Raw genomic sequence first — 24,030 nt, 5'->3', positions numbered from 1 at the left:
AGATTCAGATAAATTTTTATTATTGTTATAAAGATTCTCCTAATAAATGAGGAGCAATTTTATTCCGTATTTCGGGATAACAAATATGTGAACAAATTTCTGTAAAAAAAAATATTTTGACATCTAATTTTATAAAAAAAAGTTGTAAGTAGGCTTTTTAAATTTGAATTTTTTTAATCTCTAAATAATGAAAAATCACCAGACTCAAGTAAGAGTTCGTTACTCAGAAACCGACCAGATGGGAGTCGTTTATCACGGAAATTATATTCCTTATTTTGAAATCGGACGCGTGGAATGGCTTAGAAATAAAGGGGTTTCGTATAAAAGCATGGAAGAAAGCGGTATTGGTCTGCCAATTGTAAACATGAACATAAGTTACAAAAAATCGGCGAGATACGATGAGCTTTTAACAATTCATACAACTTTCAAAAGTCACTCTTCTGTCAAGATTGAATTTGACTGCGAGATCTATAATGAGTCAAATGAGTTATTAACAACTGCGACGTTTATTTTAGTATTTATTTCGTTAAAAACAGGTCGTCCGACAGCTCCTCCAGATTATATTTTAGAAATATTTAAATCGCTTGAATAATTGTTAAATCGCTTAAAGATTTTCTACTAATTTATACAATTTTAATATCAATTTCAAACATTAAATCAAAAATGCTGAACACTATTTCGGCATTTTTTTTTCGCGTTTTGATCGTAATTTTGCCAATCGGTAATCCAGAAATTTCATCCATTTCCATTTCTTGAGAAGTTATTTCTAACTTTTTCTCTTTGATCACACGCATTACTTTATTCATGTTTTTATAATCAAATGAAATTAAAAATGATTCGTCAATTGTTTTTTCAATAATCTCGCAAGTTTCTAAAGTCATTTGAGCTGTTGTCCGATAAGCAGCAATTAAACCGCCGACTCCTAATTTTACGCCTCCAAAAATTCGAACAACCACAACAAGAACGTTCGTTACTCCAAAAGATTGTATTTGGCCGTAAATTGGTGCGCCTGCAGTATTGCTTGGCTCGCCGTCATCATTAGCACGATATGAAATTTTGTTTCCAGCACCCAGTTGATAAGCATAACAATAATGTACAGCATGCGGATGTTGTTTTTTAAGGTCTTCAATAATTGGTTTTACTTCGTCTTCATGATCTATCGGAAATGCATAGCCAAAGAATTTACTGCCTTTTTCTTTAAACAGCATTTCTTCAGATGGAGATGCAATAGTTTGATAAGTATCGTTAATTTCCAAAAGCAGTATTCTAAATTATATTTTTATTATAAAGGTCAATAACATCTTCTTTCCCAACTTGAAGATTCCAGACTTTAATGCCTAGAGCTGCTGCGCTGTCGGTGTTTTCTTTTTTATCGTCAACAAATAAAGTGTTTTCTGGTAATAGATTATGTTTGTCAAGCAAGAATTGATAAATTTTTGGATCTGGTTTTCTTAATCCCATATCAAAGGAGAAATAAACTTTTTCAAAACAGCCATAAAAATCTTCATAAAAGGCAGTTCCGTTTTTTGTTTCAAATGTGTTGATATGAATAGAATCAGTATTACTCAATAAAAACAAACGATATTTTTTTGATAATTCTTTTAGGAACTCCAAACGGTATAAAGGAAAATCTGCCAATACAGCATTCCAAGCTTTTAAGATTTCTTCTTTCGATGCATTTGGAAGTTGTTTTTGAAAACCGCCAATAAAATCTTCTGGAGAAATATGTCCAGTTTCAAAAGAAAAATTTAATTGATCAAAGTCATTATTCCATTCTGTCATTCCTAATTTTTGCAAACCAGAAATTGTGGCAGGTTTGTCTAAATTGATAAAGATATCTCCAAAGTCAAAAATTATAGTATCAATCATAATTTCTAATCTGTATTAATTCGTCGCTTAAAATAGTAGTTTTACTGTTGTTTTTTCTTGAAATAATTGGAGCTTTTGTTCCATTGCCAAAACTTTGTTTTCCAACAAAAATTCGAGCTTCATCCCAAATATTTTCATCTATAAAAGATTGTAAAGTTTGTCTTCCGCCTTCAATTATTATCGATTGAATTTGATTTTTATATAAAACATCTAAAATTTCAGGAATAATATTTTTACTAAAATCAATTACTTCAAACTGCGTATTTGTTGTTGATGTTTTTTTGTTTTCATTAGAAAAAATAGTTGTTTTTACAGTGTCGTCAAAAATAAAACTGTTCTCGTCAATTTTATTTTCCCGATCTATCACAACCCTCACAGGATTATTACCGCTCCAATCTCTGGCGTTTAATTTAGGGTTGTCATCAATAGCAGTTTGTGTCCCAACTAAAATAGCCTGCTCTTCGGTTCTCCATTTGTGAACCAGTTGGCGAGAATAAGTATTTGTAATCCAAATAGGTTTACGATCCTGGCTGATTGTTTTTTCAGGAGCTAAAAATCCGTCTTGACTCTCTGCCCATTTTAAAATAATATAGGGTCTCTTTTTTTGATGAAAAGTAAAAAAACGTTTGTTCAACTCGTTGCATTCATCTTCTAAAACTCCAACCGTAACATTTGCTCCCGCTTCGATTAATTTTAGAATTCCTTTTCCGGCCACTTTTTCATTAGGATCAACCGTTCCGACAACTACATTCGGAATTTGATTTGCGATAATTAAGTCGCAGCAAGGAGGCGTCTTTCCAAAATGACTGCAAGGCTCTAAACTTACATAAATTGTAGCTTTTTTTAGCAGTGATTTATCCTTCACAGATCGAACCGCATTTACCTCTGCATGTGGTTCACCGGCCTTTTTGTGCCAGCCTTCACCAATAATTTGATTTTCGTAAACAATTACGCTTCCGACCATTGGGTTCGGATAAGTAGTTCCAAGCCCATTTTGTGCCAGTTCGATACAGCGTTTTATATATTTTTCATGTATATTCACGGTGCAAAAGTAGTTATTTTTGAGTTTATGACTAAGTGAAGAAACTATAGAAATAACTACCTTTATTTTGCGTTTATAATATTTTAGATTAAAAAAAATGGTAAATTGGCTTATACGCGCAATTGAAAAAGAAGATAATCAATCAGTTGCGAGTTTAATTAGATCAGTTTTTGACGAAATGGAGATTCCAAAAGTCGGAACTGCATACGAAGATCCTTATTTGGATTTAATGTTTGAAGAGTATAGTAAAGCAAAATCTTCCTATTTTGTTGTAGAAAGTGAAGGTGAAATTGTAGGCTGTGCTGGAATTGCGCCTTTGGAAAATGGGGATCCAAAAATCTGCGAATTGCAGAAAATGTATTTTCTGCCCAAAACCCGCGGTTTAGGAATTGGAGCCAAAATGATGGAAAAGTGTTTAGAGCAAGCAAAGGATTTTGGTTTCGAAAAATGTTATATAGAAACAATGCCTTTTATGCATGCAGCACAAAAGTTGTATAAAAAATCTGGTTTTGAATATCTGGATGCGCCATTAGGGTCAACAGGACATTGCTCTTGTCCAATATGGATGCTGAAAGTTTTGTAATTAGAAGTTGTAACAATTTTGTGTTAACGAGACTTATTGAATTGTAAAAATCAGTTTTTAACTGGTACATAATGTTCAAAAAATTGAAATGAAAATTAAACAATACCGCACTCAATTTATTAAAGAATTATCGCCTTTTTACGATGCGTACGAAGCGGAGAGTTTTTTTTATTTAATTCTGGAAGAAAAACATAAGCTTCGTCAGATTGATTTGGCATTAAATCATGAATTGACTTTTGAAGAGAATGATTTTGTTATATGGGACGAGCTTTTAAAACAGCTGAAAAAAGAAGTTCCAATTCAATATTTATTAGGAAAAACGAACTTTTACGGTTTGGATTTTGAAGTAAATGAAAATGTTTTGATTCCAAGGCCAGAAACAGAGGAATTAGTAGAATGGATTATTAATGAAAATTCTAATCCAGATAAATCAAAAAAAACGAAAATTCTAGATATTGGAACCGGAAGCGGCTGTATTGCTATTTCGCTCGCAAAAAATCTGCCTAATGCTGAGGTTTATGGAATCGATGTTTCTAAAAAAGCAATAGAAACAGCAAAAAGAAATGCTGTAAAAAATAATGTCGATGTGACTTTTGTTCTTTTGGATATTTTAGAAACCGAAGAACTTAGATGTAATTTTGATATTATTGTTTCGAATCCGCCCTATGTTCGAAATTTAGAAAAAGAAGAAATCAAAAAAAACGTATTGGATTACGAACCGCATTTAGCACTCTTTGTGGAAGATAATGATGCTTTGATTTTTTACAAAAAAATTGCTTCTTTGGCTCAAAAACGCCTCTTTGAAAAAGGAAAATTATATTTCGAAATCAATCAATATCTTGGAAAAGAAATGATTGAGTTGCTCGAAAATATGGATTTCAAAAACGTTGAACTTCGAAAAGATATTTACGATAACGACAGAATGATAAAAGGGAATATTTAGAGTTTTTCAGTCACAGTCACAGTCACAGTTTTCAGTCACAGTCACGGTTTTCGGTAACACTAATAACTGAAAACTGAAAACTGTGACTGAGACTGAAAACTGAATACTAAAAAACTATTCATATCGCAAAGCTTCAATAGGATCTAATTTAGAAGCTTTAATTGCTGGATATAAACCAGAAACCAATGCAACGCAAAAACTTGTTGCAAAAGCGGCAAAAATTGCCATCCACGGAATCACAAATACGAAGCTCATCGCTGCTGCAATAGCAAAACCAAGCAAGATACCCAAAACGATTCCGACTAAACCTCCAATTTGTCCAATTAATAAAGTTTCAATAAAAAACTGGAACGCTACGGTTGATCTTTTTGCTCCTAAAGCTTTACGGACACCAATTTCGCGGGTACGTTCTGTAACCGAAACAATCATAATATTCATCAAAGCTATGGAGGATCCTAAAATCGTTATGATGCTGATAATCCACGCTGCCCATCCTAAGTATTGAGTAATTCCGAGAATTCTATTGATTAAATCATCGCTTCGAACAACGCCAAAATTATTATCACGAACGGGGCTTAATTTGCGCACTCTTCGCATTGTGCTTGTTGCATTGTCAATTGCCTGGTCTAAAACTTCTTTTTTAGAAACCATAACACTAATTGTATAATTGATATTTGGTGCCGTGAATAAAGATCTTGCAACCTGAATCGGAATCAAAACTCGTAAATCCTGACTGTTCCCAAACGTTGAACCTTTTTCTTTAAGAACTCCAATTACTTTAAATCTTGCTCCTCTAATGGAGATTATTTTATCAATTGGATTAATATCTTTTAAAAGTCCTTTTTCGAAGTCAGAACCAACAATGCAGGAATAGGTATTATTTTCAATGTCAAATTGATTGAAGCTTCGTCCTAAACTTGTTTCCAAGCCAGAATTAGTAATAAAATGTTCGTCAACGCCTACAATTGTAATTTCAGGATCAGTTTTTTCTCCTAAATATTTCACTTCCGCGGTAGAAGTTGCTGTAAATGATAAGGAAGTTTCTGTAAAAGGATATTTGTATTTATTTTTAAAAGCAACAGCTTCAGGATAAGAAATAATCGGATTGATGACTTCTCGTTCGTTGCCGCCACGATTACGAACTTTATTTTCGTATTGATTGATGTTAAATGTATTTGCTCCCATTGACGCAAAATCGGTAGAAATTGTGTTTTCTAAAGCAGAAACCACCGTTAGAATTCCAACCAGAGCTGTTATACCAATAGCGATAATTAAAACGGTAAGAATAGTACGCAGTAATTGTGTTTTGATAGAACCAAACGCAATTCGAATATTTTCTTTAAATAATTTTAGCATCATGACCAATTTGTCACGAAAATACGTTTTTTGTTACAAGTTTGTTTTCGAAGCGCTATTATTTATTTTAAAAAGTAAGATATTTGCAGGCGATTAAAATTAAAAGAAAATAATGTTAAAGAATTTAGAAGTAAGGATTCAAGGAATCTGAAATCTAAAATCAACAATCTAAAATAAAAAAGATGGCTTCAAAACCAAGTATTCCACAAGGGACAAGAGATTTTTCGCCTGCAGAGGTGTCAAAACGTCAATATATTATTCAGACAATCAAAACTAATTTTGAGAAATTTGGTTTTCAGCCAATAGAAACTCCTTCGTTTGAAAATTCAGATACTTTGATGGGGAAATATGGGGAAGAAGGAGATCGTTTGATTTTTAAAATATTGAATTCAGGAAATTTTTTCTTCAATAAAAATAAAATTGAATTGCCAGAATCTATCGAAGCACTTCAGTCAAATTCTGCCGAAACAATAGATTTAAATCAAAGAATCGAATTGAATAAATTTACTGGAAGAATTTCAGAAAAAGCATTACGTTACGATTTGACAGTCCCGTTTGCAAGATACGTTGTGCAGCACCAAAACGAAATTGAATTCCCTTTTAAAAGATATCAGATTCAGCCCGTTTGGAGAGCAGACAGACCACAAAGAGGACGTTACAGAGAATTTTATCAATGTGATGCCGATGTTGTTGGTTCAAAATCACTTTGGCAGGAAGTGGAATTAGTTCAGTTATATGATACCGTTTTTACTTCTTTAGGATTAGAAGGCGTTACAATTAAAATTAATAACAGAAAAATATTATCTGGAATTGCAGAGGTTATTGGCGCTTCAGATAAATTGATCGATTTTACGGTTGCTTTAGATAAACTAGACAAAATTGGAGAAGACGGCGTAAAAAAGGAAATGATCGAAAAAGGAATTGCTGCAGAAGCGTTGGTTAAAGTACAGCCGCTTTTTAGCTTTAGCGGAACTTTTGCAGATAAAATCAATCAGCTTTCAGAATTATTGGCTTCTTCAGAAGAAGGAATGAAAGGTGTTGAAGAATTGAAATTTATTTGTGACAACGTTGCCGTTTTAGGATTGGCAACAGCAACTTTAGATTTAGATGTGACTTTGGCACGTGGTTTAAATTATTACACTGGAGCTATTTTTGAAGTTGCGGCTCCAAAAACCGTTTCGATGGGATCTATTGGAGGCGGTGGAAGATACGACGATTTGACTGGTATTTTTGGTTTGAAAAATATGAGTGGTGTCGGAATTTCTTTTGGTTTGGATAGAATCTATTTAGTATTAGAAGAATTGCAATTGTTTCCAGAAACTGTTGCAGCGACTTCAAAAGCTATTTTTATCAATTATGGAGATAAAGAAGCTTTGTATGCTTCAAAAGCAATTCAAAAATTGAGACAAGAAAATATAAAAGTAGAATTGTACCCAGATAATGTAAAAGTGGGGAAACAGTTCCAATATGCAGATAAACGTCTGATTCCGTTTGCAGTAATTGCAGGAGATCAGGAAATTGCCTCGAATTCTTATGCACTTAAAAATTTAGTGTCAGGAGAACAGATTACAGTTGATTTCGAAGGTTTGAAAAATGCTTTGTTGGCATAAGAGTTTAACCGCAAAGTACGCTAAGATTTATTTTAATTTCTGTATAAAAAAAACAAAGTTCGCAAAGCCAAATCAATACAACGCTTTGTGAACTTTGTGTTTTTTTATAAACCGCACTCTAAAAAAACTTAGCGAACTTTGCGATTATTTCGCATAGTTTTGTTTTGACAAAAAAGGAGGAATTTGCAAACCTTTGAATATGATTTGGTTAGTAAATTATTAGCATTTTATCCGCTGAAATCTTTTGTAATGTGCGTGAAATACTTGCTAGTAAAGAAAAAAAGCTTTTAATTTGCCGACCTTAAGTTACGGGCGTAGTTCAAGGGTAGAATAGCGGTCTCCAAAACCGTTGATGGGGGTTCGAATCCCTCCGCCCGTGCAATACATATTTTTTACAGCAAAGATTTTTTGTTCAAAATATTAAAAAACACAATTCGCAAAGCTAAATTTATATAAAGCTTTGCGATTTTTTTTTAAAACCACAGAAAACACAAAGATTTATTTAAGTGCAGTTTCTAAAATCACAGAATTCAAAAAACTTTGTGTGTTTAGATTGTATAAGTACAAATTAAATCTCTGTAAACTCTGTGAAAAATCTTTGTGTTCTCTGTGGTGAAAAAGTGCAGTAAAAGTGCAAAAAAAAAGCTTCGTCTCTTAAGGCGAAGCTTTTTTTAATATAAGGTAAATTTGAATTAATAATTATTTTGAGGCCGAGGCCAACCCTTAAATTCAATTTTGATAGGTAATGATTTAGTTTTAATGCTTCAAAGATAAAATAAACTATAACGTAATAGTCTTAAAATTATACTAAATTTTATTTGCCACGTTTCATTTTTTAAAAGACTCATAATTAATAAAGTGACAATTTGACATTTTAGAAGATTTGGCAGTACTTTTGCAATCCAACAGAAAGAAAATAAAATGAAGTTTAAAAATATTTTTAAAAATAAAAGTAATATGACTACGGAAAATACAGAATTCGATCAGGAATTAGACGACGTAACGTTAGAGAACAATGCCAACGGAGAACAGTTAATTGTTGAAGAATTAAGTGTTGAGGAGCAATTAGCTCAAGACTTGGCTAAAGAAAAAGATAAGTTTTTGAGATTATTTGCCGAATTTGAAAATTACAAAAAAAGAACTTCAAAAGAGCGTATTGATTTGTTTAAAACTGCAAATCAAGAAGTTTTGTTAGCAATGCTTCCAGTTTTAGATGATTTTGACAGAGCAATGGTAGAGATCAACAAATCTGAAGATGAGAATTTAACTAAAGGTGTTGAATTGATTCACGAAAAACTAAAAAGTACTTTGGTAACTAAAGGTTTAGAACAAGTGGATGTAAAAGCAGGTGATGCTTTTGATGCTGATTTTGCTGAAGCAATTACCCAAATTCCAGCTCCGTCTGATAAATTAAAAGGGAAAATTGTTGACGTTATTGAAAAAGGATACAAATTAGGAGACAAAATTATTCGTTTTCCTAAAGTAGTAATCGGAAACTAAAAAAAGCAAACAAAAGTTTCAAAAGTCAGTTTTAAAATTGGAATTTGGAATTTTAGGTTTTGGAATTTAACCTTTATTATGAAAAAAGATTTTTACGAAATACTAGGCATTTCAAAAAATGCTGACGCTGCTGAAATAAAAAAAGCATATAGAAAAAGTGCGCTGAAATATCACCCTGATAAAAATCCAGGCGACAAAGAGGCAGAAGAAAACTTCAAATTAGCGGCAGAAGCTTATGAAGTTTTAAGTGATCCGCAGAAAAAAGCAAAATACGATCAATACGGACATCAAGCATTTGATGGTTCTGGCGGATTTGGCGGTGGTCATGGCGGTATGAATATGGATGACATCTTCAGCCAGTTTGGTGATATTTTTGGAGGTGGATTTGGCGGTTTCGGAGGCGGAGGCGGTGGTCCTCGCCGTGCAAAAGGAAGCAATCTTCGAATTAAAGTGAAATTAACTTTAGAAGAAATTGCTAATGGAGTAGAGAAAAAAGTAAAAGTAAAACGTAAAGTTCAGGCAAAAGGTGTAACGTATAAAACTTGTACGACTTGTAATGGTCAAGGTCAGGTAATGCGTGTAACTAATACCATTTTAGGAAGAATGCAATCTGCGTCAACTTGTCCTACTTGTGGTGGTTCTGGTCAAATTTTAGATAAAAGACCTTCTGAGGCAGATGCTCAAGGAATGGTTCAGGAAGACGAAACAGTATCAATCAAAATTCCTGCGGGAGTTGTTGACGGAATGCAGTTAAAAGTTTCTAACAAAGGTAACGATGCTCCAGGAAATAGTATTCCAGGTGATTTGATTGTTGCGATTGAAGAAATTGAGCACGAATTCCTAAAACGTGAAGGTGAAAATGTTCACTACGATTTATATATCAGTTTCCCAGAAGCTGTTTTGGGAGCTTCAAAAGATATTGAGGCAATCAACGGAAAAGTTCGTATTAAACTGGAAGAAGGAATTCAATCTGGAAAAATCTTACGATTAAAAGGAAAAGGAATTCCAAGTTTAAACGGTTACGGAAGCGGAGATTTATTAGTTCACGTAAATGTTTGGACTCCTAAAACTTTAAATAAAGAACAAAAACAATTCTTTGAAAATGCTTTAAACGATGATCATTTCGTTCCAAGTCCAGAGAAATCAGAGAAATCATTTTTTGAGAAAGTAAAAGATATGTTTTCATAATCTAAACTTTTCTAAAATGTAATACTATCAAAAACCCATTCTAGTGCAAATTAGAATGGGTTTTTTGCGTATTATAATACAAGTTCGCTTCGAATTATTTACTTTTACAGTCGCTGAGCCATAATTGGTAAAGTGAAGCAGAAAATCTAAAAAACAGCATGAGTAACTTACTTGAAGTACATAAAGTCGTAAAACAATATGGCGATTATGTAGCGCTTAACGAAGTTTCATTAAATGTGCCGAAAGGCAGTATATATGGACTATTAGGTCCCAATGGAGCTGGAAAAACTTCCCTTATCAGAATCATCAATCAAATTACAATGCCCGACAGCGGCGAAGTAATTTTGGATGGAGAAAAATTACAGCCAAAACACGTGCAGACAATTGGTTACCTTCCAGAGGAAAGAGGTTTATATACTTCTATGAAAGTAGGAGAACAATGTTTGTATTTGGCACAAATGAAAGGGCTTTCTAAAGCTGAGGCAAAACTGCAGTTAGAATATTGGTTTGATCGTTTAGGAATTCAAGGCTGGTGGAACAAAAAAATCCAAGAACTTTCTAAAGGAATGGCGCAGAAAATTCAGTTTGTAGTCTGCGTTTTGCATAAACCAAAACTGCTGATTTTCGACGAACCTTTTTCAGGTTTTGATCCTGTAAATGCCAATGTTATAAAAGATGAAATTTTGGCATTAAAAGAGCAGGGTTCAACAATTATTTTTTCGACACACAGAATGGAAAGTGTTGAAGAACTTTGTGATCATATTGCTTTAATCCATAAATCGAATAAATTAATAGAAGGCAAAGTAAGCGATGTAAAACGTCAGTTTAAAACCAATAGTTTTGAAGTTGGAATTTTAACTGATAACGTCGAAGGTTTGATGTATGACATTACACAAAAATTTACTGTTGCACCGGCAAATTTCAAATCCTTAAATGATGATTTAAAATTAAATATCCAAATAGGAAATGCAACTCCAAACGAATTATTGAATATTTTGACACAACGTGGACAAGTGACACATTTCGTTGAAAAAATTCCAAGTGTAAACGATATTTTTATTCAGACAGTAACAGAAAATAAAATTTAAAAATTCCAAAATAGAAATTCCAAATTTCAATTGTAAAAGCTTGGAATTTGGGATTTGAAGTTTTAAAAATTAAAAATATTTATGAGCATCATTTCGTTGATTATAAAAAGAGAATTTATTGCCAAAGTCCGCAATAAATCTTTTGTTGTCATGACTTTTTTGAGTCCGCTTTTATTCGTGGCAATAGCCGTTTTTATTGGCTATTTGAGCTCGATGAAAGCCGATACAAAGCGTATTGCAATTCATGACGAAACTGGACTTTTTGCTTCCGATTTCTTAAAAGAAAATAAAAAAGGAGCAGAGTTCAAATATCTCGATTTATCTGCAGTTGATGTAAAAGCGTTGAAAGACAGTATTACAAAAGAAAATTTCAGCGGTTTAATTGTCATTCCAAAAACAAATGACACAAAAGATTTAGAAAGTAAAATTGAATTTATTTCGAATAATAGTCCGAGTATTTCTTTTGTAGAAAGCATACAGGATGTCATCGGAACAAAAATTACAAAACTAAATCTCGAGAAAGCCAAACTAGACACTCTAGCTATTCAAAAAGCACAATCAAAAGTTAATATTCATTTGATAAAAGCTTCTGGTGAAGAAAGTTTAAAAGGCTTAAATGAAATCAAAATAGGAATTGGCGGTGCGTTCGGTTATTTGATTATGATGTTTATTATCATCTACGGAAACATGGTAATGCGAAGTGTAATCGAGGAAAAAACAAACCGAATTATTGAAATCATTATTTCATCAGTAAAACCATTTCAGTTAATGATTGGTAAAATTATAGGAACATCGCTTGCAGGGATTTTACAATTTATGATTTGGGCAATTATTGGTTTGGGATTAATGTTTGCAGCTTCCGCATTTTTTGGTGTCAACGTTGGACCAACAGCCAGAATTTCGCCAGAATTAATGCAGTCGGCACAGCACGAACTTTCAGGATCTGCACAAATGTATATTGCTGAATTGTGGAACCTGCCAATTGCAAGTATCATAATCGGTTTTGTGGTTTATTTTATAGGAGGTTATTTTCTGTACAGTTCATTTTATGCTGCAATCGGAGCCGCAGTAGACAATCAAACAGATTCGCAGCAGTTTTTACTGCCAATTATAATGCCTCTTATTTTAAGCGTCTATATCGGATTTTTTACAGTTGTTAATGATCCGCACGGAAGCATTGCTGTAATTTTTTCGATGATTCCATTAACATCGCCAATTGTAATGCTAATGCGTATTCCGTTTGGTGTGCCGTGGTGGCAAATCGCAATTTCGGTATCATTATTGTTTGCTACATTTTTCCTTGTTGTTTGGTTCGCTGCAAAAATTTACCGCGTAGGTATTTTAATGTACGGTAAAAAACCAACTTGGAAAGAATTGTATAGGTGGCTTAAATATTAATTTTTTGGAGTTACTAAGGTTCTAAGGTGCTGAGGTGCTAAGATTTTTTTAGTGTCTTTTAGAAAAACCTCAGAACCTTAGTGACTTAGAACCTCAGAACCTTAAAAAAAAAATGAGTAAAATACTAATTATAGAAGACGAAGCAGCAATCAGAAGAGTTTTGGTAAAAATTTTATCAGAAGAAAATGATTCATACCAAGTTGAAGAAGCTGAAGATGGCGTTGCAGGGCTTGAAAAAATAAAAAACAACGATTACGATTTGGTTTTGTGTGACATCAAAATGCCAAAAATGGACGGTGTTGAGGTTTTAGAAGAAGTAAAAAAGATAAAACCAGAAATTCCGATGGTCATGATTTCGGGTCACGGCGATATGGAAACAGCAATTCATACTATGCGCTTAGGAGCTTTTGATTACATTTCAAAACCGCCGGATTTGAATCGTTTATTAAATACCGTTCGTAATGCTTTAGACAAAAAACAATTAGTTGTTGAGAATAAAATTCTAAAGAAAAAAGTCAGCAAGAATTACGAAATGATAGGTGAGAGTGAGTCAATTAATCATATTAAAGTGATGATTGATAAAGTAGCTCAAACCGAAGCCAGGGTTTTAATTACAGGTCCAAACGGAACTGGAAAAGAATTAGTAGCCCATCAATTACATGAAAAAAGCGAACGTGCTAATTTTCCTTTAATTGAAGTTAACTGTGCTGCGATTCCAAGTGAATTGATTGAAAGTGAATTGTTCGGACACGTAAAAGGTGCTTTTACATCGGCAGTGAAAGATCGCGCGGGGAAGTTTGAAGCCGCTGACAAAGGGACGATTTTCCTCGATGAAATTGGTGATATGAGTCTTTCGGCGCAAGCCAAAGTTTTACGTGCCCTTCAGGAAAGTATGATTACCAGAGTTGGTGCCGATAAAGATATTAAAGTTGATGTTCGTGTAGTAGCTGCAACAAATAAAGATTTAAAAACAGAAATTGCCGAAGGCCGTTTCCGTGAAGATTTATATCATCGTCTGGCTGTTATTTTGATTAAAGTACCGCCGTTAAATGAAAGACGTGACGATATTCCAGCTTTGATAAAACATTTTGCAGAAAAAATTGCATCAGAGCAGGGAAATGCAGTGAAAGTATTTTCGGCGCAAGCCATAAAATTATTGCAGGAATACGATTGGACAGGAAATATTCGTGAACTTCGAAATGTAGTCGAAAGATTGATTATTTTAGGAGGAAACGAAATCTCTGAAACCGATGTGAAATTGTTTGCAAGCAAGTAGATGTCTTGCGCAATAGGCTTTAAGCTTTAAGCTTTAGGCTTTAAAAAAAAGTATAATATTTTAGCTTATGGCCTAATGCTTAAAGCTTAAAGCATAAAAAAAAATGAAACTAAAAAAAATAAACGAGAAATTACAAGACGGATTAATCGAAAATGGTTTGACAGAAGCAAATGCATTGCAGCTGGAAACATTTTCGACCATAAAAAGTGGTGCCGATTGCGTAATTATTTCTCCAAAAGGAAGTGGAAAAACAACTACAATTGTTTTAAATGTCATTCAGCAGTTAGCAGGAAAAAATGAAGAATCACCTCGTGCTTTGATTATTGTTGAAGACAAAGCGAAGGTATTGGAAATGGTGGCGCTTTTTGAAAAATATGGAAAATACACCAATCTTGAGGTGTATGGCGTAAATGAAAAAGGCGACATGGATTACGATAAAAATTACATTTCAACTGGAATCGATGTCTTAATTGGAACACCAACAAAACTGAACGATATGTTTAGTACAGCAGGTTACAATGTTAACCGATTAAAAATGCTGATTCTTGATGATGCAGATCCTATTTTAAGGTTGAGACACGAAACAAAGATTATGCGTATTTCTGGCAGTATTGCAAAAACGCAGCGTTTGATTTTTGCTGAAACCCTGACAGAGCGTATCGAAATTTTGGCTGACAAAATGTTAGTTGAACCTTTTTTATTTGATATGGATGAAGAAGGAGAGGAAGAACTTGACGAAGAAGAAGACGATATTCAAGAAGAATAGATAGTCTCAGTTTTCAGTTTCAGTCAACAGGCTAATAAACTGAAAATTGCGACAAACAAATAATTACTGATTAATGGAGATATTAAAAACGTTTAAATTTTTAGCATTTGTACTTTTGTGCTTTTTTTTAATTGTTTATGTTTTAATAATATCTTACGTCTATTTCAATCAGGTTGAATTAGTTTTTCATAGTTCAAAATTACCAAAGAACTTTAAATTTGATTATCAGCATAAGTATGAGGAAATTAACATCGAGTCCTTTGATGGAAGTATTCTCAACGGATTGTTATTTAAAGCAGAAAAATCCAAAGGCTTAATTTTTTATCTTCATGGAAATGCCGGAACATTAGAAACTTGGGGCAAGATTGCTAAAATATATACTTCACTGGGTTACGATATTTTTATTTTGGACTATAGAAGTTTCGGGAAAAGTGAAGGTGAAATTGAAAATGAAGAACAATTAAGTAAAGATATTTCGATTGTTTATAAGCAATTGTCTAAGAGATATTCTGAAGATGAAATTATAATTGCTGGATATTCTATCGGTTCTGGGTTTGCTGCAAAACTTGCTTTAGAAAATAGACCAAAAGCAGTAATCCTTCAGGCTCCATATTACAACTTTTTAGAATTGTCAAGTTCGAGAGTTCCCTTTTTTCCAGACTTTATGAAGAGGTTTAGTTTAGAAACCAATTTATATCTTCCAAAAATTAAAGCTCCAATTTATATTTTTCATGGAACTGATGATCAGTTAATTCCTTGTGAAAATTCATTAAGATTGAAAAAGCTTTTGAAATCAAATGCCTATTTTTATCCTTTGGAAGGTCAGGGACATGTTGGTATGAACGAAAATGAAGATTTTCAAAAACAATTAAAAATAATATTAGAATAAATATAGAATATCATGGGATTAATGAAGGTGTTTTCGGGTAGTGAAGTATTAGCAATTGCTTTGCAGGAAAGATTAGAAACTGCGGGAGTAGAAACCGTAAAAAAAGATAATATTCAATCGGCTCGTTTAGGGGGTTTTGGCGGAACAGATTTGGCTGTTGAGGTTTTTATTCAAGAAACTGATTATGCAAAAGCAAATCCTGTTATTGAAGAATTTAGAATGAGTCTTTAAAAGTTTTCAGTTTTCAGTCTCAGTTTTCAGTTGTTACTGAGACTGCGACTGAAAACTGCGACTGAAAACTAAAAAATATGCAATACAAAATGCTGGTGCTCGACATGGATGATACCTTGTTGACAGACGATCATAAAATTTCAGATTTAAATAAAAAAGTAATATTAGAGGCACAAGCCAAAGGTGTTTACGTAGTCTTGGCTTCAGGAAGACCTACATCTGCAATGACGGCTTATGCAAAAGAATTACAATTGGATATTAATGACTCTTATATTATATCATTTAATGGTGCTATTATCAGTAGGGCAAAAGACGATTTAGTTTTTTTTGAACAAAAGCTGACTGTAGAGCAGATTCATGAATTATACGATTATAGTGTTAAAATGAAGACGCATATTATCACTTATTTGGACAATGAAATTATAAGCGAAACAGATTCGCCATACATAGAAGTCGAAAAAGAAATTACTGGAATGGTGCATCGTAAAGTGACCAGTTTTAAGGAATATGTTGACAGACCTGCTGTAAAATGTATTTTATTAGAAGATCCGGCTTATTTGAAAACGGTTGAAAAAGATTTAATTGAAGCAATGCCGCATTTGAGTGTTTCTATGTCGAAACCATTTTTCTTAGAAGCAGCGCAGCAAGGGATTGATAAAGCGGCCAGTTTGAAACTTTTGGCAGATAAGTTAGGAATTCTTCAAAGTGAAATTATCGCAGTTGGAAACGCTGGAAATGACTTAACAATGATTGAATATGCTGGTCTTGGAGTCTGGGTAGATAATGTAACGCCTGAATTGCGTGACAAAGCAGATATAATTGTAGCATCCAATAATAATGATGGTGTTGCAGAAGTAATAACACGTTACATTTTAAACTAAAATAAAAATGAAGAATTCAATTGAAACCGAACGTTTGATTTTACGAGAATTAGCACTTTCTGATGCAGAAGGAATGTTCGAATTGGATTCGAATCCCAATGTCCATTTGTTTTTAGGAAATAATCCCGTAAAACATATTGAAGAAAGCATTGATTATATCAAATTCGTTCAAAAACAATACAAAGATTTTGGAACAGGGCGCTGGGCTGTAGTTCTAAAAGAAACCAATGAATTTATTGGATGGTCGGGAATAAAATATATTACTGACGAAATCAATAATCATAAAAATTTTTACGAGTTAGGTTATCGTTTTATCGAAAAACATTGGGGAAAAGGATATGCATCTGAAGCAGGAAAAGCTTTTGTCGATTATGCTTTTAATAAAATGAAAGTGGAAGCACTTTACGCGTATGCCGATGCAGGAAATGAAAATTCTAGAAAGATTTTAGAAAAACTAGGTTTCCATTTTGTGAATTCTTTCGAATATCAAGGAGAAATTGAAGTTTGGTACGAACTCAAAAATCCAAACTCAAACTAAGAAATGTATTCCAAATCTTTACATACTTAAAAGTCAGTAAAGATTTGGAAACAATTCAGAGTGTATGATTATTTTTTAGCTACAGAAACAAAATATTTATTTCCGTCACCCATAGTTAATTTTACACGTTCGTCGCAAAGATCGATTGCAAAATTAGCACTTTCGTAACAGCTGCAAGTTGTGTTTTTGTCTTTAGACATTTCTGTTTTACAGTTGTTATTTTTAAAAGTTGCCAATTGCGGTGTATATAAACTAACTAAGTCAGTAGAAGCAGTTACCAATGAGATAATACTTGCCGAATTATTATTAGTAATTCTGTACACAATTCTATCAGTATAGTTTACTTCGTTAACTGTTACTTTACGAATGTAGGTATAAGCTGTAGATCCTTCACCTGGTTCTTTAACTTCAAACTTAAATCCAACAGCACGAATAGCAACATCAAATTGTTGTTGTGAATTGAAGCTCGCCCAAGTCGTTAATGTACTAATAGAAGGAAATGGATTTGCGGCTGGGACATTAGTTTGCGCTTGCGAACTAAAAATGGTTAAGAACATCAAGCAGATTGTGGGTAAAAATGCTTTCATAAAGTGGTATTTATTATTATAATTTTGCCTACTCTCTTTGGTTTTCGGCTTTCCCATTTCATTTTGTAACACAAAACAACAACATAACGAGTAAAATTCAAAATTGTTATGCCCGAATTATTATTAAATTAATTAAAGCTTTCTAAAATTCTTAATTTATGGATTTATATTGAGGATCAGCCATAATGAAAGTAAATGTAAGAAATTTTGAATTTAAATCAAGAAAAAATGTATTTAATCGATAAAATTTGCATTTGATCGATTATTTTGTCATTTTATTCTTATTGTACTGTTAAAAAAATAGAGCTTAAGAGGTATAATCTTCTGAAAAAATAAATCTCCAAAATATATTTTTAATGTTTCTAAATTAACATTGAATGCAAATTATTGATTCGAAGTAAATTAATCCCTTTCTTTTGATGAATATTGTTTGTAAATTTGCAGCCTTAAATTTTTTGACAACGATTTCATTAATTTAAGACAGATTATGGAAAATAGAAAGAAAGTTGCCTTTTATACGCTGGGTTGTAAACTGAATTTTTCAGAAACTTCTACAATTGCCAGAAACTTTAACGACGAAGGTTTTGACCGTGTCGATTTTGAAGAAATAGCAGATATTTATGTAATTAATACTTGCTCTGTAACAGAAAATGCAGATAAGCAGTTTAAGCAGGTAGTTAAAAAAGCAATGAAGCTTAACGATAAAGCTTTTGTTGCTGCTGTTGGCTGTTATGCACAATTAAAACCAGAAGAATTGGCTGCAGTAGACGGCGTTGATTTGGTTTTGGGAGCAACAGAAAAATTCAAAATCACTGACTATATCCATGATTTGAGTAAAAACGATATGGGCGAAGTGCATTCATGCGAAATTGCCGAAGCCGATTTTTATGTTGGAAGTTATTCTATTGGTGACCGTACAAGAGCATTTTTAAAAGTGCAGGACGGCTGCGATTATAAATGTACGTATTGTACAATTCCGCTGGCAAGAGGAATTTCCAGAAGTGATGCTTTAGAAAATGTACTAAAAAATGCCAAAGAAATTTCGGCTCAGAATATTCGTGAGATTGTTTTAACGGGAGTAAATATTGGTGATTACGGAAAAGGGGAGTTCGGAAATAAAAAACACGAACATACTTTTCTAGATTTAGTTCAGGCTTTAGATAAAGTAGAAGGAATTGAGCGTTTGAGAATTTCTTCAATCGAACCGAATTTGTTGAAAAACGAAACGATAGAATTTGTTTCTAAAAGCAGAACTTTTGTACCGCATTTTCATATTCCGTTACAATCGGGAAGTAATGATATTTTGAAATTAATGAAACGCCGTTATTTACGTGAAGTTTATACAGATCGCGTGAATAAAATTCGCGAAGTAATGCCTCACGCTTGTATTGGTGTCGATGTGATTGTTGGTTTCCCTGGAGAAACAGACGAGCACTTTTTAGAAACCTATCATTTCTTAAATGATTTAGATATTTCGTATCTGCATGTATTTACGTATTCTGAAAGAGATAATACAGAAGCAGCGGATATGGAAGGCGTTGTTCCTTCAAATGTAAGAGCAAAACGCAGTAAAATGCTTCGCGGTTTATCAGTTAAAAAACGCCGTGCTTTTTACGAAAGCCAATTGGGAACAAACAGAACGGTTCTTTTTGAAAGCGAAAATAAAGAAGGATACATTCACGGATTTACAGAAAACTACGTAAAAGTAAAAACACCGTGGAATCCTGAATTGGTAAATACTTTACAAGAAATTAATTTAACTAAGATTGATGAAGACGGAAGTGTTCGTTTAGAGTTTTTGAATAAACTGGCGGAAGCTTAATTTTATGATTTTTCAACTTTGAAAAAGTTTCAAACTTTGACAAAGTTTTTACATAACTATTGTCATTCCGAGGAACGAGGAATCTCCACAAGTAACTCTACAAAGATTGGCAATTTTAGGAGTGGAGTTTCTCGTGGAGATCCTTCCTTCGTCAGAATGACAAAAACCGCATAATTTTAAAAATTATGCGGTTTTTGTTTTTTAGAAGATATTTATTTTTGATTCTCGTCAACCACCAATTTCAAAGAATTAATATAATCAGTATCAAACTCAATAACACGAATTTTTTCTGGATTAAAACTTAATTCTCCTCCAAACTGGCCGCGTGTGTCCAAAAAATTAATGGTTAATTCTTCGTCGTTTAATTCTATTAATTTTCCTAAATAAGCAGATTTTGATGATTTTTTTGCAATTTGAAAAACACCGTATTTCTCAGAAATAAATTTCATGATTGACGCCAAATCTTTAATCGGAATAATATCTTCAGAATTAATTTTTAAACCTTTCAATCGAATTACCTTCTCTGTAAACGCTAGATCATGATCGCGGTTTACAGCTTCGATGTTTTTATTTCTCAAAATGACAAAACCGTCCAAAACAAAATCTACAGGATTATTTCGAAGTAAAATCCATTCATCAGAATAATCAATTAAAAATCCGCTGAAGATTTCTTTTTTATCCTGAAATTCTATTTCGACCAACTGTCTTAAATATTGTTCCATAATTTTAGTTTTTGAAATTCCAATATTTAAAATCCCAATTTAGTCAAACTTGGAATTTGGAATTTAAAAAATTGGAATTTGAAGTTTTAATTTTTAAGGATTAGTAGACCAGATGCTGCTGTTTTTAATAAACACTCTTCGGTTTAGTTTTAACTGCGCAATAATTAAATCTGCCATATCTTCAGACTGCATCACTTTTTCTGGATTTCCGTCAGTCAGATTTAAATCTTTTGCCATGTCAGTAGCAACAGTACTTGGCGTTAAAGCTGTAACACGAATGTTGTGTTTTCTCATTTCCTGCATCAAAGAATCGGTTAAACCTAAAACAGCAAATTTAGAAGCGCTGTATGCACTCGTAAGAGCATTTCCGTTTAAGCCGGCAGTAGATGAAATATTAATAATGTCTCCAGTTTGTCTTTCGATCATATTTGGGATAACGGCGCGTGTCGTATAATACGTTCCCATTAAATTCACCTGAATAATTCTTTCCCAAGCTTGTGGCTCCAATTCCAAGAATTTTCCAAAAGAAGCAATTCCGGCACTATTGATTAAGATGTCAATACTTTTAAATTCGGCAATTGCTTTTTCAACAGCAGTATTTATAGAGTTAATATCCGAAACGTCTGCAGATAAAGCCAAAGTTTTTACGCCCAGTTTTGCAGTTTCTTCTGCCAGTTGATCAATATCGCTTTTAGTTCTAGAAACTAAAATCAGGTTTACACCTTCTTTAGCCAAAGCAGTAGCTACAGCTTTTCCAATTCCTTTTCCAGCACCAGTAATTAGTGCATTTTTATTTTTTAAGTCGGTCATGATTGTGTTTTTAGAAATGCAGAAAGCATCATTTTAAGTAATACAAAAATAAGCTTTTGCAAACTAAAATGATGCTTTAAAATATATTCTTAATCTAAGTTTAACAACTTTTGTTATTCTTTCAAAACCATATCGATACACATTACGGCTCCTAAAATTAATTGTCTCAATGGACTTTCGGCTGCTACAGTGTCTTCAATTTGAAGTACATAATTATCAGCACTTGTAAAAAACTCTTTTCCTAATCCAGCCCATTTTTTACTTACCTGCGCCAATTGTTTGTTTTCATGGGAAAATTTAAAATCCCATCCTGTCCATTTTCCCTGAAGTGTTGCAACAGGTTTTTCGTTTTTGTCTAGGATATCAAACTTTCCTCCGATAGAAAAGAATTTTTGTTTGAAAGTTCCAACCAAACGATCTTTTTCATCTAACACTTCAACAGTCGATCTAAAGATGGCAACGCCTCTTCTTACGGTAATTAATTTTTCGCCAGAAGCAGTTGTAATTTCAACATTAAACGGAGTTGCTCTTTTGTAATCTGTAAAACGAAGTACTTTTGTGAAGAAACCAAGATTATTTTCTCGGCAGTTCATAATTATCTGATTCGTTTCTGGATTGTATATGTCATAATTATTTGCGGCTTTAAACATTCCAACATGTTCTTTTACTAAAAATAGATTTTGGCTTAAAATTGGGTTCATACGAGTATAAAAATTAATGTTTTAAATAAAACCCAAAAGTAATACAATATTTATTAATTATACTGTTTGGAGGTTTCAACCAAACGAATAAATTCAGCTTTGTAACCTTCGGCATCATTTGAATTTCCTTGCTTTGCTAATTTTACAATCTCTTCAGAAGACTTGTCGGCAATCAATTTTGAATCTCTTAATTTTAATCCGAACCAGGCAACTGCAGTACTAAATTTCATGTCATCACTCGCTTTTTCCATAGCAGCTGATTTGTTTTCAATTACCTGAACCATTTCTATACTTTTGTCACCGTCAGGTTTTTTATAACGGAATTTTATTGTTGCCAATTCATTAGTGTAATTGCTTGAAGTAGTTTCTGTTTTAGTATATTTTAAATCATCTGGCTGTACATTTAAGTAATCGCTTTTTACACCAACAGGAATAATTTCATATAAAGCCGTTACGGTATGATTACTTCCTAATTCGCCAGCATCAATTGCGTCATTTTTAAAGTCTTCTGGACGAAGTTTTCTGTTTTCATATCCAATCAAACGATACGATTGCACTTGTTTCGGATTGAATTCAATCTGAATTTTTACATCTTTCGCGATAGCAAACATCGAACCTTTAAATTCTTTTCCTAAAAAACGATTCGCTTCTTGAATATTATCGATGTAAGCGTAATTTCCATTTCCTTTATCGGCTAAGATTTCCATTTTGCTGTCTTTATAATTACCCATTCCGTAGCCTAAACATGTCAAGAAAACACCCGTTTTTCTTTTGTCTTCTATTAATTTTTCCATGTCAGAGTTAGAAGTGCTTCCTACGTTAAAATCGCCGTCAGTTGCCAGGATTACACGATTGTTTCCGCCTTTGATGAAATTTTCAGTAGCGGTTTTATAAGCCAGTTCGATTCCTGCACCGCCGGCAGTACTTCCGCCAGACTGCAATTTATCTAAAGCATCGATTATTGTTTTTTTCTCATCGCCTGAAGTTGGAGGTAAAACCATTCCGGCAGCGCCCGCGTAAACTACGATTGCCACTTTGTCTTTTGCACGTAATTCGTTTAATAAAATTTTTAAAGATTGTTTTAATAAAGGAAGTTTATTCATATCACTCATTGAACCCGAAACATCAATTAAGAAAACAAGGTTTGAAGCTGGCAGATCGTTTGTTGGAATATTTTTTCCCTGTAAACCAATTTTCAAGATTTTATTGTTTGCATTCCAAGGCGAATCGCTTACTTCTGTGTTAATAGAAAACGGATTTTCGTCTTTAGGCTGTGGATAAGTGTATTTGAAAAAGTTCACCATTTCTTCTACACGAACTGCATCTTTTGGAACTTGTTGCCCATTGTTTAAAAAACGTCTGATATTTGTGTACGAAGCATTATCAACATCAATAGAAAAAGTAGAAAGCGGTGCTGTTTTTGGACTTTCGAAAGCATTCTCGACAAAAGCATCATAATCTTCCTGAGTAGGTTCAACAGGAATTGGCATTATGTTTAGTTTTTTGTCTAATTCCTTTTCTGAAAGATTTTTATAAAGTTCATTTTTAGTCGAAACTATCACAACGCCATTTGAACCTTTAATTCCATATAGAGAAGTTGCTGCCTGGTCTTTTAAAACCGAAACATTGTCAATATCATTCGGATTAATTTTTGCCATTTGATTGGCTTTTGCAGGAACTCCATCAATAATATACATTGGTTCATTTTTTGGAGAAACAGATGCATTACCACGTACAACGACATTAGAGCTTGGCATATAAAGGGCATTACTCGCAACTGGCATTGCCATTTTTCCTTGCGGTGCTACCGATTTATCTCTTTTTTCTTTTTTTCTTTCGGCACGTGCATAACTGCGGTCTTCATATTCAGCATTACTTGTACCGTAACCCATAACCACAACTTCACTTAAAGTTTGATTGTCTGGAAGAAGTTTTATATTGATAATATTTGAGTTCTGAACCTTTTGACTTTGGTTTTTGTATCCAATGAAGCTGAAAACCAGCATATCGCCAGTTTTGGCTTGAATACTGTACTGCCCATCAAAATTGGTTGCGGCATTTGCTTTTGATGTCTGATTGTAAATAGTTACACCTGGAAGTGGTTGTTTTGTCTCGTCTGAAACGATTCCAGTTATTGTTCTTTGCTGTGCCATGGTTACGAAACATACAAGCATAGCAATGGCTGATGAAATAAGTTTTAAACTTTTCATGATAATAATTTTTAAGATTA

General features: G+C 33.2%; 24 protein-coding genes and 1 tRNA gene. 16 read left to right on the top strand and 9 right to left on the bottom strand.

Annotation, left to right across the window (positions count from 1 at the left end):
• Positions 1 to 187 precede the first annotated feature (187 nt).
• Positions 188 to 592 (top strand): thioesterase family protein, encoded by a 405-nt coding sequence (locus QMG60_RS22345; RefSeq protein ID WP_134139690.1) that lies wholly within the window; start codon positions 188 to 190, stop codon positions 590 to 592.
• A 31-nt stretch (positions 593 to 623) separates the two neighbouring features.
• Here the strand turns inward: QMG60_RS22345 and QMG60_RS22340 are convergent, their stop codons facing one another.
• Genes QMG60_RS22340 through ribD form a run of 3 tightly spaced genes read right to left on the bottom strand, consistent with a single transcriptional unit; the run spans position 624 to position 2,911 of the window.
• On the bottom strand, positions 624 to 1,256 hold the full coding sequence (locus QMG60_RS22340; RefSeq protein WP_281866473.1) for a YigZ family protein: 633 nt from the start codon (positions 1,254 to 1,256) through the stop codon (positions 624 to 626).
• Positions 1,257 to 1,266: 10 nt separating this feature from the next.
• Complete coding sequence (locus QMG60_RS22335; protein ID WP_134139693.1) at positions 1,267 to 1,869, bottom strand: HAD family phosphatase; 603 nt, start codon at positions 1,867 to 1,869, stop codon at positions 1,267 to 1,269.
• A complete protein-coding gene (gene ribD, locus QMG60_RS22330; RefSeq protein WP_281866472.1) occupies positions 1,862 to 2,911 on the bottom strand; it encodes a bifunctional diaminohydroxyphosphoribosylaminopyrimidine deaminase/5-amino-6-(5-phosphoribosylamino)uracil reductase RibD in 1,050 nt (349 codons plus the stop codon). Before ribD ends, QMG60_RS22335 begins: the two co-directional genes overlap by 8 nt.
• Positions 2,912 to 3,008: 97 nt before the next feature.
• Between ribD and QMG60_RS22325 the strand changes: the two genes are divergently transcribed.
• Both QMG60_RS22325 and prmC read left to right on the top strand, forming a co-directional pair.
• A complete protein-coding gene (locus QMG60_RS22325; protein ID WP_057116946.1) occupies positions 3,009 to 3,494 on the top strand; it encodes a GNAT family N-acetyltransferase in 486 nt (161 codons plus the stop codon).
• 88 nt (positions 3,495 to 3,582) lie between these two features.
• Entirely contained in the window at positions 3,583 to 4,437 is an 855-nt protein-coding gene (gene prmC, locus QMG60_RS22320) for a peptide chain release factor N(5)-glutamine methyltransferase (protein ID WP_281866471.1), read from the top strand.
• A 114-nt stretch (positions 4,438 to 4,551) separates the two neighbouring features.
• Here the strand turns inward: prmC and QMG60_RS22315 are convergent, their stop codons facing one another.
• The gene (locus QMG60_RS22315) at positions 4,552 to 5,796 is read right to left on the bottom strand and encodes an ABC transporter permease (protein ID WP_281866470.1); all 1,245 of its coding nucleotides are present in this window, start codon (positions 5,794 to 5,796) and stop codon (positions 4,552 to 4,554) included.
• Between the two features lie 179 nt (positions 5,797 to 5,975).
• Between QMG60_RS22315 and hisS the strand changes: the two genes are divergently transcribed.
• From hisS to QMG60_RS22255, 12 genes are all read left to right on the top strand, one after another.
• Positions 5,976 to 7,403 (top strand): histidine--tRNA ligase, encoded by a 1,428-nt coding sequence (gene hisS / locus QMG60_RS22310; protein ID WP_281866469.1) that lies wholly within the window; start codon positions 5,976 to 5,978, stop codon positions 7,401 to 7,403.
• Positions 7,404 to 7,711: 308 nt separating this feature from the next.
• Positions 7,712 to 7,782, top strand: a tRNA-Trp gene (locus QMG60_RS22305).
• 542 nt (positions 7,783 to 8,324) lie between these two features.
• Positions 8,325 to 8,903 (top strand): nucleotide exchange factor GrpE, encoded by a 579-nt coding sequence (locus QMG60_RS22300; protein ID WP_057116942.1) that lies wholly within the window; start codon positions 8,325 to 8,327, stop codon positions 8,901 to 8,903.
• Between the two features lie 78 nt (positions 8,904 to 8,981).
• On the top strand, positions 8,982 to 10,091 hold the full coding sequence (dnaJ, locus tag QMG60_RS22295; RefSeq protein ID WP_057116941.1) for a molecular chaperone DnaJ: 1,110 nt from the start codon (positions 8,982 to 8,984) through the stop codon (positions 10,089 to 10,091).
• Positions 10,092 to 10,249: 158 nt separating this feature from the next.
• Positions 10,250 to 11,179: an ATP-binding cassette domain-containing protein gene (locus QMG60_RS22290; RefSeq protein WP_134139701.1), complete on the top strand. Its 930-nt coding sequence runs from the start codon at positions 10,250 to 10,252 to the stop codon at positions 11,177 to 11,179.
• 81 nt (positions 11,180 to 11,260) lie between these two features.
• A complete protein-coding gene (locus tag QMG60_RS22285; protein WP_281866468.1) occupies positions 11,261 to 12,577 on the top strand; it encodes an ABC transporter permease in 1,317 nt (438 codons plus the stop codon).
• A gap of 112 nt (positions 12,578 to 12,689) precedes the next feature.
• Complete coding sequence (locus QMG60_RS22280) at positions 12,690 to 13,853, top strand: sigma-54 dependent transcriptional regulator (RefSeq protein WP_057116938.1); 1,164 nt, start codon at positions 12,690 to 12,692, stop codon at positions 13,851 to 13,853.
• 103 nt (positions 13,854 to 13,956) lie between these two features.
• Positions 13,957 to 14,619, top strand: coding sequence for a DEAD/DEAH box helicase (locus QMG60_RS22275; RefSeq protein ID WP_134139705.1), 663 nt, complete (start codon positions 13,957 to 13,959; stop codon positions 14,617 to 14,619).
• Between the two features lie 73 nt (positions 14,620 to 14,692).
• Positions 14,693 to 15,508: an alpha/beta fold hydrolase gene (locus QMG60_RS22270; protein WP_281866466.1), complete on the top strand. Its 816-nt coding sequence runs from the start codon at positions 14,693 to 14,695 to the stop codon at positions 15,506 to 15,508.
• A 12-nt stretch (positions 15,509 to 15,520) separates the two neighbouring features.
• Complete coding sequence (locus QMG60_RS22265) at positions 15,521 to 15,739, top strand: DUF2007 domain-containing protein (protein WP_281866465.1); 219 nt, start codon at positions 15,521 to 15,523, stop codon at positions 15,737 to 15,739.
• A 77-nt stretch (positions 15,740 to 15,816) separates the two neighbouring features.
• Positions 15,817 to 16,620, top strand: coding sequence for a Cof-type HAD-IIB family hydrolase (locus tag QMG60_RS22260; RefSeq protein ID WP_281866464.1), 804 nt, complete (start codon positions 15,817 to 15,819; stop codon positions 16,618 to 16,620).
• Between the two features lie 7 nt (positions 16,621 to 16,627).
• Complete coding sequence (locus tag QMG60_RS22255) at positions 16,628 to 17,158, top strand: GNAT family N-acetyltransferase (RefSeq protein ID WP_281866463.1); 531 nt, start codon at positions 16,628 to 16,630, stop codon at positions 17,156 to 17,158.
• A gap of 68 nt (positions 17,159 to 17,226) precedes the next feature.
• Here QMG60_RS22255 and QMG60_RS22250 read toward each other — a convergent pair whose 3' ends face one another.
• On the bottom strand, positions 17,227 to 17,745 hold the full coding sequence (locus tag QMG60_RS22250; protein WP_057117019.1) for a hypothetical protein: 519 nt from the start codon (positions 17,743 to 17,745) through the stop codon (positions 17,227 to 17,229).
• Between the two features lie 487 nt (positions 17,746 to 18,232).
• Between QMG60_RS22250 and mtaB the strand changes: the two genes are divergently transcribed.
• On the top strand, positions 18,233 to 19,567 hold the full coding sequence (gene mtaB, locus QMG60_RS22245; RefSeq protein WP_281866462.1) for a tRNA (N(6)-L-threonylcarbamoyladenosine(37)-C(2))-methylthiotransferase MtaB: 1,335 nt from the start codon (positions 18,233 to 18,235) through the stop codon (positions 19,565 to 19,567).
• A gap of 212 nt (positions 19,568 to 19,779) precedes the next feature.
• Here the strand turns inward: mtaB and QMG60_RS22240 are convergent, their stop codons facing one another.
• The 4 genes from QMG60_RS22240 to QMG60_RS22225 form a co-directional block, all read right to left on the bottom strand.
• Positions 19,780 to 20,289: a hypothetical protein gene (locus tag QMG60_RS22240; protein ID WP_134139711.1), complete on the bottom strand. Its 510-nt coding sequence runs from the start codon at positions 20,287 to 20,289 to the stop codon at positions 19,780 to 19,782.
• 93 nt (positions 20,290 to 20,382) lie between these two features.
• Entirely contained in the window at positions 20,383 to 21,099 is a 717-nt protein-coding gene (locus tag QMG60_RS22235; protein WP_281866461.1) for a 3-ketoacyl-ACP reductase, read from the bottom strand.
• 113 nt (positions 21,100 to 21,212) lie between these two features.
• Complete coding sequence (locus QMG60_RS22230; protein WP_134139713.1) at positions 21,213 to 21,800, bottom strand: phospholipid scramblase-related protein; 588 nt, start codon at positions 21,798 to 21,800, stop codon at positions 21,213 to 21,215.
• 53 nt (positions 21,801 to 21,853) lie between these two features.
• Positions 21,854 to 24,010, bottom strand: coding sequence for a von Willebrand factor type A domain-containing protein (locus QMG60_RS22225; protein WP_281866460.1), 2,157 nt, complete (start codon positions 24,008 to 24,010; stop codon positions 21,854 to 21,856).
• Positions 24,011 to 24,030 lie beyond the last annotated feature (20 nt).

Origin of the sequence: Flavobacterium sp. GSB-24 (genome assembly GCF_027924665.1) — a bacterium.
Lineage (GTDB): Bacteria > Bacteroidota > Bacteroidia > Flavobacteriales > Flavobacteriaceae > Flavobacterium.
Note: the sequence above shows the minus strand (reverse complement) of the source record. Positions and strands in the feature narration are given on the sequence as shown.

Excerpts from the sequence above, each read along its gene's own strand:
- QMG60_RS22345 (WP_134139690.1), top strand. The coding sequence starts at position 188 with ATGAAAAATCACCAGACTCAAGTAAGAGTTCGTTACTCAGAAACCGAC.
- QMG60_RS22335 (WP_134139693.1), bottom strand. The coding sequence starts at position 1,869 with ATGATTGATACTATAATTTTTGACTTTGGAGATATCTTTATCAATTTA.
- QMG60_RS22325 (WP_057116946.1), top strand. The coding sequence starts at position 3,009 with ATGGTAAATTGGCTTATACGCGCAATTGAAAAAGAAGATAATCAATCA.
- prmC (WP_281866471.1), top strand. The coding sequence starts at position 3,583 with ATGAAAATTAAACAATACCGCACTCAATTTATTAAAGAATTATCGCCT.
- QMG60_RS22315 (WP_281866470.1), bottom strand. The coding sequence starts at position 5,796 with ATGATGCTAAAATTATTTAAAGAAAATATTCGAATTGCGTTTGGTTCT.
- hisS (WP_281866469.1), top strand. The coding sequence starts at position 5,976 with ATGGCTTCAAAACCAAGTATTCCACAAGGGACAAGAGATTTTTCGCCT.
- QMG60_RS22300 (WP_057116942.1), top strand. The coding sequence starts at position 8,325 with ATGAAGTTTAAAAATATTTTTAAAAATAAAAGTAATATGACTACGGAA.
- dnaJ (WP_057116941.1), top strand. The coding sequence starts at position 8,982 with ATGAAAAAAGATTTTTACGAAATACTAGGCATTTCAAAAAATGCTGAC.
- QMG60_RS22290 (WP_134139701.1), top strand. The coding sequence starts at position 10,250 with ATGAGTAACTTACTTGAAGTACATAAAGTCGTAAAACAATATGGCGAT.
- QMG60_RS22285 (WP_281866468.1), top strand. The coding sequence starts at position 11,261 with ATGAGCATCATTTCGTTGATTATAAAAAGAGAATTTATTGCCAAAGTC.
- QMG60_RS22280 (WP_057116938.1), top strand. The coding sequence starts at position 12,690 with ATGAGTAAAATACTAATTATAGAAGACGAAGCAGCAATCAGAAGAGTT.
- QMG60_RS22275 (WP_134139705.1), top strand. The coding sequence starts at position 13,957 with ATGAAACTAAAAAAAATAAACGAGAAATTACAAGACGGATTAATCGAA.
- QMG60_RS22270 (WP_281866466.1), top strand. The coding sequence starts at position 14,693 with ATGGAGATATTAAAAACGTTTAAATTTTTAGCATTTGTACTTTTGTGC.
- QMG60_RS22265 (WP_281866465.1), top strand. The coding sequence starts at position 15,521 with ATGGGATTAATGAAGGTGTTTTCGGGTAGTGAAGTATTAGCAATTGCT.
- QMG60_RS22260 (WP_281866464.1), top strand. The coding sequence starts at position 15,817 with ATGCAATACAAAATGCTGGTGCTCGACATGGATGATACCTTGTTGACA.
- QMG60_RS22255 (WP_281866463.1), top strand. The coding sequence starts at position 16,628 with ATGAAGAATTCAATTGAAACCGAACGTTTGATTTTACGAGAATTAGCA.
- QMG60_RS22250 (WP_057117019.1), bottom strand. The coding sequence starts at position 17,745 with ATGAAAGCATTTTTACCCACAATCTGCTTGATGTTCTTAACCATTTTT.
- mtaB (WP_281866462.1), top strand. The coding sequence starts at position 18,233 with ATGGAAAATAGAAAGAAAGTTGCCTTTTATACGCTGGGTTGTAAACTG.
- QMG60_RS22240 (WP_134139711.1), bottom strand. The coding sequence starts at position 20,289 with ATGGAACAATATTTAAGACAGTTGGTCGAAATAGAATTTCAGGATAAA.
- QMG60_RS22235 (WP_281866461.1), bottom strand. The coding sequence starts at position 21,099 with ATGACCGACTTAAAAAATAAAAATGCACTAATTACTGGTGCTGGAAAA.
- QMG60_RS22230 (WP_134139713.1), bottom strand. The coding sequence starts at position 21,800 with ATGAACCCAATTTTAAGCCAAAATCTATTTTTAGTAAAAGAACATGTT.
- QMG60_RS22225 (WP_281866460.1), bottom strand. The coding sequence starts at position 24,010 with ATGAAAAGTTTAAAACTTATTTCATCAGCCATTGCTATGCTTGTATGT.